The sequence below is a fragment of the uncultured Roseobacter sp. genome (assembly GCF_947488185.1).
In the GTDB taxonomy this organism is placed as follows: Bacteria; Pseudomonadota; Alphaproteobacteria; order Rhodobacterales; family Rhodobacteraceae; genus Roseobacter.
The window spans coordinates 657413-671776 of the sequence record NZ_CANKYM010000003.1; the positions used below are offsets into that span (position 1 = coordinate 657413).

Annotated in this window: 15 protein-coding genes; 10 read left to right on the top strand and 5 right to left on the bottom strand. The window is 60.5% G+C overall.

All coding sequences use genetic code 11. The annotated features are described in order from the left end of the window. Positions 1-183 precede the first annotated feature (183 nt). A complete protein-coding gene (locus tag Q1A52_RS14380) occupies positions 184-846 on the top strand; it encodes a transglycosylase SLT domain-containing protein (RefSeq protein WP_300016612.1) in 663 nt (220 codons plus the stop codon). Position 847: 1 nt separating this feature from the next. On the opposite strand, the gene Q1A52_RS14385 is transcribed toward Q1A52_RS14380, so the two are convergent. Genes Q1A52_RS14385 through pepN form a run of 3 tightly spaced genes read right to left on the bottom strand, consistent with a single transcriptional unit; the run spans position 848 to position 4568 of the window. After that, on the bottom strand, positions 848-1285 hold the full coding sequence (locus tag Q1A52_RS14385) for a hypothetical protein (protein WP_300016615.1): 438 nt from the start codon (positions 1283-1285) through the stop codon (positions 848-850). Further along, entirely contained in the window at positions 1275-2015 is a 741-nt protein-coding gene (locus tag Q1A52_RS14390) for an SDR family oxidoreductase (protein ID WP_300016619.1), read from the bottom strand. Before Q1A52_RS14390 ends, Q1A52_RS14385 begins: the two co-directional genes overlap by 11 nt. A 3-nt stretch (positions 2016-2018) precedes the next feature. Continuing rightward, positions 2019-4568, bottom strand: coding sequence for an aminopeptidase N (gene pepN, locus Q1A52_RS14395; protein ID WP_300016622.1), 2550 nt, complete (start codon positions 4566-4568; stop codon positions 2019-2021). 102 nt (positions 4569-4670) lie between these two features. Here pepN and Q1A52_RS14400 point away from each other — a divergent pair, with 102 nt between their 5' ends. The 5 genes from Q1A52_RS14400 to Q1A52_RS14420 all read left to right on the top strand — a co-directional run bounded on the left by Q1A52_RS14400 (position 4671) and on the right by Q1A52_RS14420 (position 8621). Further along, positions 4671-4841 (top strand): hypothetical protein, encoded by a 171-nt coding sequence (locus Q1A52_RS14400; RefSeq protein WP_299782791.1) that lies wholly within the window; start codon positions 4671-4673, stop codon positions 4839-4841. Between the two features lie 3 nt (positions 4842-4844). Then, positions 4845-4994 carry a DUF2256 domain-containing protein gene (locus Q1A52_RS14405; RefSeq protein ID WP_300016625.1) on the top strand — a complete coding sequence of 50 codons (150 nt, stop codon included), beginning with the start codon at positions 4845-4847 and terminating at the stop codon, positions 4992-4994. Between the two features lie 97 nt (positions 4995-5091). Beyond that, a complete protein-coding gene (locus Q1A52_RS14410) occupies positions 5092-7233 on the top strand; it encodes a malate synthase G (RefSeq protein ID WP_300016628.1) in 2142 nt (713 codons plus the stop codon). 86 nt (positions 7234-7319) lie between these two features. Beyond that, positions 7320-7745 (top strand): heme-binding protein, encoded by a 426-nt coding sequence (locus tag Q1A52_RS14415; RefSeq protein WP_195820576.1) that lies wholly within the window; start codon positions 7320-7322, stop codon positions 7743-7745. Positions 7746-7844: 99 nt separating this feature from the next. Beyond that, a complete protein-coding gene (locus Q1A52_RS14420) occupies positions 7845-8621 on the top strand; it encodes a gamma-glutamyl-gamma-aminobutyrate hydrolase family protein (protein WP_300016631.1) in 777 nt (258 codons plus the stop codon). Here Q1A52_RS14420 and Q1A52_RS14425 read toward each other — a convergent pair. Both Q1A52_RS14425 and Q1A52_RS14430 read right to left on the bottom strand, forming a co-directional pair. After that, positions 8618-9166 carry a transposase gene (locus Q1A52_RS14425; protein ID WP_300016635.1) on the bottom strand — a complete coding sequence of 183 codons (549 nt, stop codon included), beginning with the start codon at positions 9164-9166 and terminating at the stop codon, positions 8618-8620. The genes Q1A52_RS14420 and Q1A52_RS14425 overlap by 4 nt on opposite strands. Positions 9167-9285: 119 nt before the next feature. Continuing rightward, on the bottom strand, positions 9286-10038 hold the full coding sequence (locus Q1A52_RS14430; protein ID WP_300016638.1) for an SDR family NAD(P)-dependent oxidoreductase: 753 nt from the start codon (positions 10036-10038) through the stop codon (positions 9286-9288). 129 nt (positions 10039-10167) lie between these two features. Here Q1A52_RS14430 and Q1A52_RS14435 point away from each other — a divergent pair, with 129 nt between their 5' ends. From Q1A52_RS14435 to Q1A52_RS14450, 4 genes are all read left to right on the top strand, one after another. Continuing rightward, a complete protein-coding gene (locus Q1A52_RS14435) occupies positions 10168-10548 on the top strand; it encodes a VOC family protein (RefSeq protein WP_300016641.1) in 381 nt (126 codons plus the stop codon). After that, positions 10545-10994, top strand: coding sequence for an isoprenylcysteine carboxylmethyltransferase family protein (locus tag Q1A52_RS14440; protein WP_300016644.1), 450 nt, complete (start codon positions 10545-10547; stop codon positions 10992-10994). Before Q1A52_RS14435 ends, Q1A52_RS14440 begins: the two co-directional genes overlap by 4 nt. A 124-nt stretch (positions 10995-11118) precedes the next feature. Then, complete coding sequence (locus Q1A52_RS14445) at positions 11119-12693, top strand: Re/Si-specific NAD(P)(+) transhydrogenase subunit alpha (protein WP_300016647.1); 1575 nt, start codon at positions 11119-11121, stop codon at positions 12691-12693. Positions 12694-12707: 14 nt separating this feature from the next. Beyond that, complete coding sequence (locus tag Q1A52_RS14450; RefSeq protein WP_300016650.1) at positions 12708-14204, top strand: NAD(P)(+) transhydrogenase (Re/Si-specific) subunit beta; 1497 nt, start codon at positions 12708-12710, stop codon at positions 14202-14204. The last annotated feature ends 160 nt before the right edge of the window (positions 14205-14364 follow it).

The window sequence follows — 14364 nt, forward strand, 5'->3', positions numbered from 1 at the left end:
CCGGCACGGAGATATCTCGTTGATTGCGCCCGGACGCAGAGACAATGAAGTGCGGTTGTTTATCAATTGGTAACGATGATTTTGTCTGGTTTCACGCGGGGGTTGAGCGGATTTGTGACTGCGTCGTTTGATGCACGGCAGAGGCGCTTGCACCTTGGGCCAGTCTCGTCGCATAGAGGCTGAATGAAGATGATCCTGACCTTTGTTGCGGGCCTGATGTGCCTGACGACGAGCCCGGTCTTTGCGCAAGCTACCCAGGCGGCAGAGGCGCGTGAACCACTGCCAAGTATGCGGTGGAGCCACATGGAAAACCACCGTCTGTGGAACGCGGCGGCCCTGCGCGCCTTGCAAAGTCATGGCCAGGCGCTGGTGAATATGGTGCCCGCGGATATCGCTGACTGGTGTCCTTATTATGAAGTGGCAGGTACCGCTGGGCGTGAGGCTTTCTGGGTTGGGTTCATGTCCGCGCTTGCGAAACACGAAAGCACCTATAAACCCTGGGCCGTTGGTGGCGGTGGCAAGTGGTATGGGTTGTTGCAGATCGCCCCGGCGACTGCACGTGGCTACGAATGCCGCGCTGGCAGCGGTGAGGCGTTGAAGGATGGCGGTGACAACCTCAGCTGCGCCATCCGCATCATGGCGGTTACGGTACCGCGCGACGGGGTGATTGCGGGCCGGGATACCAAATGGCGCGGCGTGGCAGCGGATTGGGGTCCGATGCGGGTGCCGTCCAAACGCCGCGATATTGCCGCATGGGTCAAGGAGCAGCCCTATTGCGCGGCGCCGCCAAAACCGGTCCGGGCCGCGCGCAGCAGGCCCCGTCAAACCCACGGGGAAGATCGCTAGATCAGCCGATCAGCGAAAAATGGTGCCGTTCGGTTCGGATGCCAAACCCGTGCAGCGCGTCCTCGAAACGCTGGTGAGGTGGCGTGCATTCATAAGGCAGGCGGATTTTGCGCCCCGAGGTCAGCACCGCCGTTGCCCGGACCGAAAAATCGAGACGGGTGTCGAGCCGCATGTGATCCACTTCTGACCAGCGCAGCGCGGCCTCTCGCCTGCCGGTGGACCAGTAGATGCCCTCCGTATCCATGGTCAGCCCGGCGGCGGGGTTGGCGTAAAGCTCCCAGAGCGCGGGCAGGGTAAAGAGCGCCACGATCCCCATCAGCCACGGCGCGGCCTCGACCCAGAGGATGGCGAGCAGCAAAACGGTCCAGACGCCAAGAACCGCCCAGAGCGTTGCCCGATTGCGGCCCTGACGTTGATAGCTGAACGGCTCAGCGGCCACCCGTGACGTCCAGCGTCGATCCGGTCACATAGCTTGCCTCATCCGTGAGCAGCCAGACGGCTGCCTGCGCCACTTCGTCGGCGGAGCCCTTGCGCTTCATTGGCACCATATGCGCCAGCCGGTCCGCACGGCCCGGTTCGCCGCCCTTGGCGTGCAGTTCCGTTTCGATTAGGCCGGGACGGATCGCCATGACGCGGATGTTGTCCGCTGCAACTTCGTCAGACAAGCCTTTGGTAAAGCAGTCAATTGCGGCCTTGGAGGCGGCGTAGTCCACGTATTGGTTGCCCGACCCCAGACGTGCGGCGGCGGAGGAGATGTTCACGATCACACCGCCGTCACCCTGCGCCTGCATGCGCAGCACCGCCTCCTTGGCGACCAGCATCGCGCCAATCACATTGATGTCGAACATCCGTCTCAGCCGGGCGTGATCCATGTCCGTCAGCTTGGCGGTCTGATCGACCACACCGGCGTTGTTGATCAGCGCGTCGAGACGACCGAATTCGGCATCAACCTTTTCATAGATATCCGCGATGGCCTTGGGGTCAGACACATCGCCGGGGCACAGGATGACCTTCGCGCCTGCCGCGCGGCACTCTGCGGCGACGGCTTCGGCCCCGGTGGTATCGGTGCGGAAGTTCAGTGCCAGATCATAGCCTTTTTTAGCCGCGATACGCGCGCAAGCAGCGCCGATACCGGCAGAGCCACCGGTGATGAGCAGGACAGGTTTCATGGGTCAGGATCCTCGAATTCGGGTCAACATTTCGGTGGTGTCGCGGGAGAGGTCGGGCAGGGCGAGGATGCGATCAAGTTCGGTCGAAATCAGCGCCTGACGGTCCGCGTCATAGCGTTTCCACGTCTGGAAGGCGGAACACATGCGCGCGGTCGTTTGCGGGTTAAGCGGATCCAGTTTGATCAGCCAATCCGCCAGCAGCCGGTAACCAGCGCCGCTGGCGTGGTGGAACCCGGCGTGATGCGTGGCGAGCGCGCCCAGAACGGCGCGGAACCGGTTGGGGTTTTTCCAGTTGAAATCCGCGTGACCGGTCAGCGCTGCGGCGGTTGATGCCACGGCGTCCGGCTCGGCCTGCATGACCTGCAGGCCGAACCACTTGTCCATCACCAGCCTGTCTTCTTTCCATTGGGTTTCAAAGGATTGAAGGGCGCTCTTGCCGGCCTTCTGGCGCAGCAGCACGGCAAGGCCCGCAAGCTGCTGGGTCATATTGTCGGCGGCATCGAATTGCGCCTGCGCGCGTTCAGGGCCTTCCAGACGGCCCAGCAGAGAGAGCGTGGCATTGGCGAGGCTGCGGCGTCCGGATTGGGACGCATCAGGCGCAAAGCTTTCCGTGATCTGGTGGTCTGCATAGAGCCCCGGCAGCAGATCCGCGAGGTGCTGGGCCTGCGCCTCGCGCATCGCCTCGGAGGCGGCCCAGATTGCTGCCGGATCGGGGGTCTCGCCCGCGTCGTGCAGCGCGGTTGCCAGATCGGATTGGCTGGGCAGGCTCAGCATCAGCGCGCGATAGGCCGGGTCAAGCTCTGCATCTCCAAGGACCGCCCGAATGCCGTCCAGGTATTTTGGGTCCGGGTCGCTGCCGCCGCGGATCATCGCCAGCAGGCTGGCCCTGGCCAATCCGCGCCCGGCCTCCCACCGGTTGAACGGGTCGGTGTCATGGGCCAGCAGGAAGGCCGCATGATCCTCCGACAGCTCGCTTTCCAGCACCACCGGCGCGGAAAATCCGCGCAGAACCGATGGGACAGGCCGTTCCGGCAGTCCTTCGAAGGTGAAGGATTGCGTCGCCTCCGTCAGTTCCAGCACCTGACTGGGCACCAACTCTGCACCCGATGGCGACAGCAGCCCGGTGACAATTGGGATCACCTGCGGCTGCGGGTCGGGCGTGGTTGCCGATGGCTTAAGATTTTGCGTGAAGGTCAGGATGTAACTTCCTGCATACCAAGCATCTTTTACAGTCACACGCGGCGTGCCAGCCTGGCTGTACCAGCGTTTGAACTGGGTTAGATCGCGCCCGGTGGCATCCTCGAACACCTGTAACCAGTCTTCGATGGTACAGGCCTGACCGTCGTGGCGGTCAAAGTAGAGATCAAGCGCCTTGGCGTAGGCATCAGCGCCCACCAGCCGGCGCAGCATGCCGATGACCTCGGCGCCTTTTTCATAAACCGTTGCCGTATAGAAATTGTTGATCTCCTGAAAGCTCTCTGGCCGGACGGGATGCGACAGCGGACCCTGATCCTCCGGAAACTGCCGTCCGCGTAAATCAATCACGTCCGATATGCGTTTCACCGCGGCAGAGCGCATGTCCGAGGTGAATTGGCTGTCGCGAAAGACGGTCAAGCCCTCTTTGAGGCAGAGCTGGAACCAATCGCGACAGGTGATGCGGTTTCCGGTCCAGTTGTGGAAATACTCATGCGCGATGATCGCCTCGATCCGCTCGAAATTGGTATCTGTGGAGGTCTCGGGCGAGGCCAGCACGGCGGCGGAGTTGAAGATGTTCAGCCCCTTGTTCTCCATCGCGCCCATGTTGAAATCGTCCACGGCCACGATGTTGAAGATGTCCAGATCGTATTCGCGCCCATAGACGTCTTCGTCCCACTTCATGCTGTCCTCGAGCGCCTGCATGCCAAAGGCGCATTTGCCCTCATCCCCGGGACGGACGTAGAGATTGAGATCCACGGTGCGCCCGGATTGCGTGGTAAATGTGCCAGGGTGCGCCACCAGTTCACCTGCGACGAGAGCAAAGAGATAGGCGGGTTTGGGCCAGGGGTCGTGCCATTCAGCGTGACCGTCAGCGGCGCTGACCGGATTGCCATTGCTCAGCAGCACCGGATGCGGGCCGTTTATGGTAACAGTGAAGACACTCATCACGTCCGGGCGGTCGGGGTAGTAGGTGATCTTGCGAAACCCTTCGGCCTCGCATTGCGTGCAATACATGCCGTTCGACATATAGAGCCCTTCGAGGGCGAGGTTGTTCTGCGGATCGATTTCGACCTCGGCTTCCCAGATAAAGGGCGCATCGGGCACCGTGCAGGTCAGGCCTTCGTCACTCAGGTCCGGCGTGACGGGTGCCCCGTCTATCTGGGCAGATATCAGTTTCAGCTTTTCGCCGTGCAGGAACATGCGGCCCCCGGCGTCCGGCTTTGGCACAAAGGCAATGCGGCTTTTCACGCGGGTTGCGGTCGGATCCAGGTCAAAAGTCAGGGAAACGGAGGTGACCTCAAACCCAAATGGTTTGTAGTCGCGCAGATAGATGGTTTGCGGGGCGGCATCTCGCATGGGTCACCTTCATCTTTCATGGAACGGAACAGACAGCGCAAACGTTAGGAGGATGAGAAGCAAGTCGCAAGTCGGCTTGCACAGCCGTGAAAAGGAGAGACCATGTCCGCGCCTGACACAAACATCGAACGCCAGAAGAAACGCCATAAACCGGCCATTTGGGGCCTGTGGGGTGGGTTGTTTCTGGCTGTGATCGTGATTGCCATCTTCGTTTGGCTGATGAGTGGAGACGAGGTCGCTGCCGCTGTTGAAGCGCTGCATCTGGTCATCTGAATTATGCGCCGCAAAGGGGATCTACCACAAAAGACTTGCGTGGTCTGCGGGCGGCCCTTTGCGTGGCGCAAGAAGTGGGAAAAGGTCTGGGCAGAGGTCCGCTACTGCTCTGAACGGTGTCGCCGCGACCGGTCTCGCAGCGCAGGCCACTGATTGGTAAAATAACATTACCAACTTTGTTGCCTATCGGAAACATTCCTCTTACACCTTCTGGCATATGCCAGAATATCAAGAGCGAGGAGTGCAACGCATGGCCGGTTTTCAGCAAAAAGGTGACCTGAGCGTCGCGGACACACTTGTCGCATTTCTCGAAGAGCGGGCACTGCCGGGCACAGGGGTGGATGCAGCAGCATTCTGGTCGGGATTTTCCGACCTGGTGCATAAGATGGCTCCCGAAAATCGCAAGCTTTTGGGTCTGCGCGCAGATATCCAGGCCAAGATCGATGCCTGGCATGTGGAGCGGCGTAGCAGCCCGCATGACCACGAGGCCTATTGCGCTTTCCTGCGTGAGATTGGCTATCTGGTTGAAGAAGGCGACGCTTTTGAGATCGACACGGCAAATGTCGACGACGAGATCGCGCGTGTGCCCGGGCCGCAGTTGGTGGTGCCGATCACCAATGCGCGCTACGCCCTCAATGCGGCCAATGCCCGGTGGGGGAGCCTTTATGACGGGTTCTACGGAACGGATGCCATGGGCAGCGCCCCACCAAAAGGCGGCTACGATCAGGGCCGCGGCGCGCGCGTCGTTGCCCGGGCGCGCGTGTTCTTGGATGAAGCGTTTCCGGCTGAGAAAACCAGCCACGCCGATGCGCGGCGCTACTACATTCACAATGGCGCTCTGCTGATCGACGATCAGCCGTTGATGCAGCCGGAGAAATTCATCGGCTACACCGGCCACCCGAAGGCACCAGACAGTGTGGTTTTGCGGAACAACGGCCTGCATGTGGTGCTGGTCTTTGACCGGACACATGCGATCGGCAGCCGGGATCAGGCGGGGCTTGCGGATGTGCAGATGGAGAGCGCGGTCTCTGCGATCATGGATTGTGAGGATTCCGTCGCCTGTGTCGATGCCGAGGATAAGGTCGTTGCCTATGCCAATTGGCTGGGTCTGATGAAGGGCGATCTACAGGACACCTTCGAGAAAGGTGGCCAGCAGGTGACCCGCGCCCTGCATTCGGACCGCGCGTTTACCGGACCGGATGGAGCAGAGGTGACGTTGAAGGGACGCGCGTTGATGCTGGTGCGCAATGTCGGCCATCTGATGACAAACCCTGCCATTCTGGACAAGGACGGCAATGAGGTTTTCGAGGGCGTGATGGATGCGATGATCACCACGCTGATTGCGATGCATGATCTGCAAAGGGATGGGGGGAATTCGCTGACAGGCTCGGTCTATGTGGTCAAACCCAAGATGCACGGGCCCGAAGAAGTGGCCTTTGCCGATCGGACGTTTACGCGGGTCGAGGAGATTCTGGGGCTGCCGCAGTACACGGTGAAGCTGGGGATCATGGATGAGGAGCGGCGCACCTCCGTCAATCTCAAGGAATGTATCCGCGCGGCGAAATCGCGGGTTGCCTTTATCAACACCGGTTTTCTCGACCGGACGGGTGACGAAATCCACACCTCGATGGAGGCGGGGCCGTTCAGCCGCAAGGATTTCATCAAGCGCAAGGACTGGATCGGCGCCTATGAGAACCAGAACGTGGACATCGGTCTGGAATGCGGGCTGAGCGGGAAGGCGCAGATCGGCAAGGGCATGTGGGCGATGCCCGACCTGATGGCGGCAATGCTGGAGCAGAAGATTGAGCATCCGAAGTCGGGTGCGAATTGTGCCTGGGTCCCGAGCCCGACGGCGGCGACCCTGCATGCGCTGCACTATCACAAGGTCGATGTCTTTGCGGTGCAGGAGAAACTGAAAGCGGGCGGGCGGCGCGCCTATGTGGATACGGTGCTGAACATCCCGCTGGCCGAGTATCAGAAGTGGAGCGACGATCAGAAGACCCGCGAAGTGGAGAACAACGCGCAGGGCATTCTGGGCTATGTCGTGCGCTGGGTCGATCAGGGCGTGGGCTGTTCCAAGGTGCCGGACATGAACGATGTGGGCTTGATGGAAGACCGCGCCACCTGCCGGATTTCGGCGCAGCATATTGCCAACTGGCTGCACCACGGCGTTGTGGATGCCCAGCAGGTGATGGCGGTGATGCGCAAGATGGCTGCTGTGGTGGACGGGCAGAATGCGGATGATCCGCTCTACCGTCCGATGGCACCGGGTTTTGACGGGATCGCCTTCCAGGCAGCGTGTGATCTGGTGTTCAAGGGGCGGGTTCAGCCGTCAGGCTATACGGAGTCGGTGCTGCATGCGCGACGTCTGGAATTGAAGGCAAGCGCCTGAGGCCGCCGGTGACTCCATAGCCCGTCTCTACGCGCGTTTCGTGCGCGCGCCAGCATATTTTTCGAACAATGAAATGAGGAGCCGTCATGACCATCAGCCTGAGGAAAGCCCGTACCATCATCCGCAAGACTTTTGAGAAGGGGCGGGAACTGGACTTGAAGCCGCTGTCCGCTGTGGTGCTGGACGCCGGTGGCCATGTGCAGGCGTTCGAGCGTGAGGATGGTGCCGCACCCGGGCGGTTCGAGATTGCCTTTGGCAAGGCCTACGGGTCGGTCATGTTGGGTATTCCGGGCTCGGCGCAAATGGCGCGGGCGGAACAGCAGGCTTATTTCATGACCTGTGTGAACGGTGCCTATGGCGGCAAGGTCATCCCGGTTCCGGGAGGTATCCTGTTGCGCGACAAGAAGGGCGTGGTGATCGGTGCCGTCGGTGTGACCGGCGATACATCGGACAACGATGTAATTGCGGGGCTTGCGGGTATTGATGCGGCGGGGCTGAGTGCTGAAAGTTGAGGCATTTTGCAATTCTGCACAGGTTTCTGCGCGGTCATGGACTGTTAACCTGCGCCATGCAAAGCTATATCTGCGGGAAGTGAACCGAAGGGAACATCCATGGCGCGGCCGGTCATTGGCATCATTTGCAATCAGTACCTGATCAATGATGAATACCCTGTGCATGCGGGCGGCAAAATGAATTCGGACGCGGTGTCCGTTGTGTCTGACTGCGTCCCGATGATCATCCCATCTGACCCTGACTATGTGTCTATTAATGACCTGCTGGAGACATGCGACGGTTTCCTGTTGACCGGCGGGCGTCCGAATGTGCATCCCGAGGAATATGGAGAAGAGGCAACGGAGGCGCATGGCGATTTCGACCGTGCCCGCGATGCGATTGCCTTGCCGCTGGTACGGGCCTGCGTCGAACGCGGTCAGCCGTTCTTGGGCATTTGCCGCGGGTTTCAGGAAGTGAACGTGGCGATGGGCGGCTCTCTGCACCCCGAGATCAGGGATTTGCCTGGACGGATGAACCACCGCATGCCGCCTGACGGGACCCTGCAGGAAAAGTTCGAGAACCGACATACCGTATCCTTTACCGAGGGCGGCGTCTTTCACCGTTTGATGGGGGCGCAGGAGGTGGTCACCAATACTCTGCACGGGCAAGGGATCAAGGTTGCCGCACCACGGGTGGTTGTCGATGGGGTTGCACCGGACAACACGCCGGAGGCGATTTTCATCAAGGATGCTCCGGGGTTCACCCTAGCGGTTCAGTGGCACCCTGAGTACGAAGCGGCCAAGGACCCGGTGTCGCAGCCGCTGTTCTCGGCCTTTGGCCGTGCGGCGCGTGCGTGGTCGAATGGACGTAAGCTCACGCCCGCTCAGGTTGCTTAGGTATCAGCGGGCGCGATTGTCTTCAGGCCCATTGTGCTGAACCGCACGGGCGGCGGCGCATTTGCCGTTACATTTGACGCGGCCAAATCCCGGTGCAGCGATGTCCAGGTCCAGTCGGATGGCCTGTCCGCGAGGCCGGCCTGAACCGGCGCCGTGTGGATGAGCGTGCGGTGCAATTCAAGATCATGTGCAGAGCGGATGCGATGTTCCCAGAAACGGCGTTGCCATATGCCCTTTTCCCTGCGGTCGCATTGCGTTTTTGTGCGCACAGACAGGTCCGGAAGCGCGCGGGAGAATTGCGATTTCAGGAAACTCCACCTTGTGCTGAAATTCGCATCGCCCTCCGGCAGCGTCCAGAGGGTATGGATCGCTGCAGGCAGGATCACGATTGCGTCGATTGCGAAGGGGTAGCGCGTGATGGTCTCTCGCACACAGCGCCGCAGTAAATCGACCTCATCCGTCAGCAAGGTGCTGCGGCTGTTTGCTAGGCGCGCGGTGAAGAAGTACGTGGCGCCGGGTGTCTGGGACCGGATGTATTTGGACATAGGGCAAGCGTATCAACCCTATGGTTAAGAAATTCCAAACAAGGGTGGCCTGAAGCCCACCCTACCTGCTGGGCGCACCGGTTGAGATAGGCAGGTAGGGTGGGCTTCAGGCCACCCGGCTACATTTGCCCGCCGGCGATTTCGATGGCTTGTCCGTTGACGCTTTCCGATCCCGTCGATACCAGCCAGCGCGCCGCGGCGGCCACCTCCTCGGGGGAAATCAACCGGTTATGGCGGTTGGCAGAGATCATCATGGCGCGCGCCTTGTCTTTACTCACGCCCGCCCGTTCCGCGATGGAGGAGGTGTTGCGGGCGATGATCGGCGTGTCCACATAGGCGGGGCACAGAGCGTTGAACGTGATGGGTTTGCCCAAGTAGTCCTCGCTCAGCGCGCGAATGAGACCTATCATCCCGTGTTTAGACGCTGTGTAGCAGGACGCCCCCTGCAAACCGCGCAGCCCCGCAATCGAGGACACGGCAATCACCCGGCCCCAGTCTGTCGTGCGCATGGACGTCAGAGCTTCCCGAATGGTCAGGAAGGCACCGTCGAGATTGGTGGACATCATGTCGCGCCAGAACGCCAGATCGGTTTTATGCAGGGCGCGGCCTTCGGCGATGCCGGCGTTGGCCACGCATATCTGTATCGGTTCGCGCGCGGTGACTGCGGCGCTGATGGTCTCCACCACCTGGGCCTCGTCCCGCACATCCATGGCCATGCCGAAAATCCCGTCACCGGCCACCTCGTCCAGAACCGCCTGCCGTCTGCCGGTGATCGTGACCAGGCATCCTTCTGCAGCCAACATCTTGGCGATTGCCAGACCGATCCCCGTACCACCGCCCGTGACCAATGCGTGTTTCCCTGCAAGCGTCATCCTGTCTCTTTCCTTGTGCCACCTCTGATCAGCTTAGCCGCGGCACGGGGCAGCACAAGAGCAGCGGGTGATTGTCTTGGACGCAGCATCGGCGTAATCTGTCTTTGTCCAATGTGATTGGAGGGGCTCATGCAGCGCATTACAGGGTTTGGTGGCTTCTTTTTTCGTGCGGAAGATCCCGAAGGTCTGGCGGCATGGTATGCGCGCCATTTCGGAATTTCCGAAGTACCCAAGGACTACGAAACGCCGGTCTGGACGCAAGATCAGGGGCCTACCGTTTTTGCGCCCTTTGCCAAGGACACGACATACTTCGGCAATTCTGAAAAGCAGTGGATGTTGAATTTCCGCGTCGATGATCTCGATGCGATGGTTGCCCAATTGCGCGATGCAGGTGAAGAGGTGGAAATGCACCCCGAGGAACTGCCTAACGGACGTTTTGCGCGGGTCTATGATCCGGAAGGCAACCCGATCGAGCTTTGGCAACCGCAAGAGGTCGAAACCAAAGTATGAAATGGCTTGATGTGCCGCCGGTCTGGCTGGTCGGCTTTGCAGTGCTGGCCTGGCTCCAGAGCCAGTATTTCTCGTTCGGTCTGAGCCTTGCGCATCCTGTGACCTTGCTTCTGGCCGGTCTTTTTGTCGGTGCAGGCATCGTGCTGACCTTGTTGGCGGTGATGGAGTTCCGGCGTCACAAAACCACGATCATCCCGCATGAAACCCCGGACAGCCTGATCCAGTCCGGCGTTTTTGGCCGTTCGCGCAACCCCATTTATCTGGCCGATGTGCTGATCCTCGCAGGGCTCTGCCTCTGGTGGGACGCCGTACTGGCCTTGGCCCTCGTGCCCATTCTCGTTTGGGTGCTGGAGAGACGCTTCATCGTGCCGGAAGAGAACCGGATGCGCCGCGTCTTTCGGGCTGACTTTGCGCGATATGAGCAAAAAGTGCGCAGGTGGCTCTGATTTCTTTGCGTTTATTGCGCGGCCCTCTGGGCCAAGTGCTTGTACCTCGTCGCAGCGCGCGGTAGTGGACAAATTACCTTTGCGCGTGATCGCGCCGAAACGAACCAGAACGGGGGAGCTTCAGTTGAAGATCGGGACACCAAAAGAGATTTTTGAAGGCGAAGCACGGGTGGCCATGACGCCCGAGAGCGCCGCCCAGCTTCAGAAATTGGGTCATGAGTGCATCATTGAGACGGGCGCTGGGGCGAAGGCCGGGTTTGCAGATGCCGACTACAAGGACGCAGGCGTCGAGGTTGCCAAGACGGCGGCGGCGCTGTGGAAGGCCGCGGATGTTGTGGCCAAGGTGCGGGTGCCCGATGACACGGAGATGAAGCGGCTGCGTGCAGATCAGACGCTGATTTCCTTCTTCAGCCCGGTGGCGGACGAAGCCAAGATGAAGCAGGCCGCCAAGAAGGGCGCCACTGTGATCGCGATGGAGATGATCCCCCGGATTTCTCGCGCACAGAAAATGGATGCACTGTCCTCCATGGCCAATATCGCGGGCTACCGTGCGGTTATCGAGGCAGGCAACAACTTTGGCCGCTTCTTCACCGGTCAGATTACGGCGGCGGGCAAAGTGCCCCCGGCCAAGGTTCTTGTGGTCGGCGCCGGTGTGGCCGGTCTGGCGGCCATTGGCACCTCGACCAGCCTTGGCGCGATTACGCTGGCCTTTGATGTGCGGCCGGAGGTGGCTGAGCAGGTTGAATCCATGGGCGCTGAATTTGTCTATCTCGATTTCGAGGAAGAGCAGCAGGATGGCTCCGCCTCGGGCGGCTATGCCTCCGTGTCTTCGCCGGAGTTCCGCGAGGCGCAGCTGGCCAAGTTCCGAGAACTGGCGCCGGACGTCGATATCGTGATCACCACCGCGCTGATCCCGAACCGCGAGGCACCGGAGCTCTGGACCGAGGACATGGTGGCCTCCATGAAGCCGGGATCGGTGATTGTCGATCTGGCGGCGGAGAAGGGCGGCAATTGCAAGCTGACGGTCGCGGATGAGAAGATCGTGACCGACAACGGTGTGACGATCATCGGCTACACCGATTTCCCCAGCCGGATGGGCACCCAGGCCTCCAGCCTTTATGCCACCAACATTCGCCATCTGATGACGGATCTGACGCCGGAAAAAGACGGCGTGATCGATCACAACATGGAAGACGACGTGATCCGCGGTGCGACGATTGCGCATGCCAAGGAGGTCACCTTCCCGCCGCCGCCGCCCAAGGTGGCCGCGATTGCAGCAGCCCCAAAGAAAGAAGCGCCCAAGGAGCTGACAGCGGAAGAGAAGCGCGCCAAGGAGCTTGCAGAGTTCAAGACACAGACGCGCAATCAGGTGGGTCTGCTGGCCGTGGGCGGCGCGCTGGTGCTGGCCGTGGGTCTGGTGGCCCCGGCGAGCTTCATGCAGCATTTCATCGTCTTCATCCTGTCGGTCTTCATCGGCTTCCAGGTGATCTGGGGCGTGGCGCACAGCCTGCATACGCCGCTGATGGCGGTCACGAATGCGATCTCGTCGATCATCATTCTGGGTGCTTTGATCCAGATCGGATCAAGCTCGATGCTGATCACGCTGCTGGCCGCGCTTGCGGTCTTCATGGCGTCGATCAACATATTTGGCGGCTTCCTCGTGACACGGCGCATGCTCGCCATGTTCCAGAAATCGTAAGGGGTTAGGGGACAATGGAATACGGATTTACGATTGCGGCCTATGCGGTCGCGGCAGTTCTCTTCATCCTTAGCCTGGGCGGATTGAGCGGGCAGGAAAGTGCGAAACGCGCCGTATGGTATGGCATTGCCGGTATGGCGATTGCGGTTCTGGCCACGTTAATTGGGCCCGGTTGGGGGCTGTCTGGTGTCTCGATCATCCTGATCGGTTTGGGGGCCGCAGTCGGTTACCAACTGGCCACCAAGGTGCAGATGACACAGATGCCGGAGCTGGTGGCGATCATGCACAGCCTGGTCGGGCTTGCGGCGGTCTTCGTCGGTTTCAATGCGGACATCATGATCAACAATATGAGCGCGCTCTTTGTTGAAAACGGTGGTGTTCTGGGCGCGGTGGCCGCAGATGGTTACACGGCCGTGGGCCTGCCCAAGGACATCTATGAGGGGCTGTCGTCCTTCGGTCAGCTGATTGCCAAGAAGACCTCCGTGGAGATCAACATCTTACGCATTGAATTGGTGCTGGGCATCTGGATCGGGGCGGTGACCTTTACCGGGTCCGTGATCGCTTATGGCAAGCTGGCGGGCAAGGTGGATACATCCGCCAACAAGCTGCCGGGTGGACACTTGCTGAACGCGGGCGCTGCGGTGCTGTCGCTGCTCTTTACGATCATGTATCTGAGCGGGGCGGGCAGCTGGACATTGGTCCTGCTGACGCTGCTGGCGCTCTTCATCGGGTACCATCTGATCATGGGGATCGGCGGGGCGGATATGCCGGTCGTTGTGTCGATGTTGAACAGCTATTCCGGCTGGGCGGCGGCGGCGATTGGCTTCTCGCTGGGCAACGACCTGTTGATCGTGGTGGGCGCTCTGGTGGGCTCCTCCGGTGCGATCCTGAGCTACATCATGTGCAAGGCGATGAACCGCTCCTTTGTGTCGGTGATCCTCGGGGGCTTTGGCGGCCCGGCGGGTGAGCAGATGGCCGTGGAAGGCGAGCAGATTGCGATTGAGGCCGATGGCGTGGCCACGGCGTTGAATGAAGCCGAAAGCGTCATCATCATCCCCGGCTACGGCATGGCGGTGGCGCAGGCGCAGCAGGCGGTCAGCGAGCTGGTCAAGAAGCTGCGCGCCAAGGGCAAGAATGTGCGCTTTGCCATTCACCCTGTGGCGGGGCGTCTGCCGGGGCACATGAACGTGCTGCTGGCCGAGGCGAAGGTGCCTTATGACATCGTGATGGAAATGGATGAGATCAACGAGGACTTTCCGGAGACGGATGTGGCCATTGTGATCGGGTCGAATGACATCGTGAACCCGGCGGCTCAGGACGATCCGAACTCGCCCATTGCGGGCATGCCTGTGCTGGAGTGCTGGAAGGCCAAGCAGGTCTTTGTGTCCAAGCGCGGACAGGGTACCGGGTATTCGGGGATCGAGAACCCGCTGTTCTTCAAGGAGAATACGCGGATGTTCTACGGAGATGCCAAGGCATCGCTCGACAAGCTGTTGCCGATGATCGACTGAGCAGAGGTGAAATATACTGGAAAACGCCGTCCCCAGGGGCGGCGTTTTTTTGGGGGAAAGGTGGCCCGAGGCCCACCCTACCTGTCGGATTGGATGGTGCCGTGTTTTGGAGAATGCGGGTGGCTTTGCGAGGTATGGATGGGGCAATTGTATCCGCCGC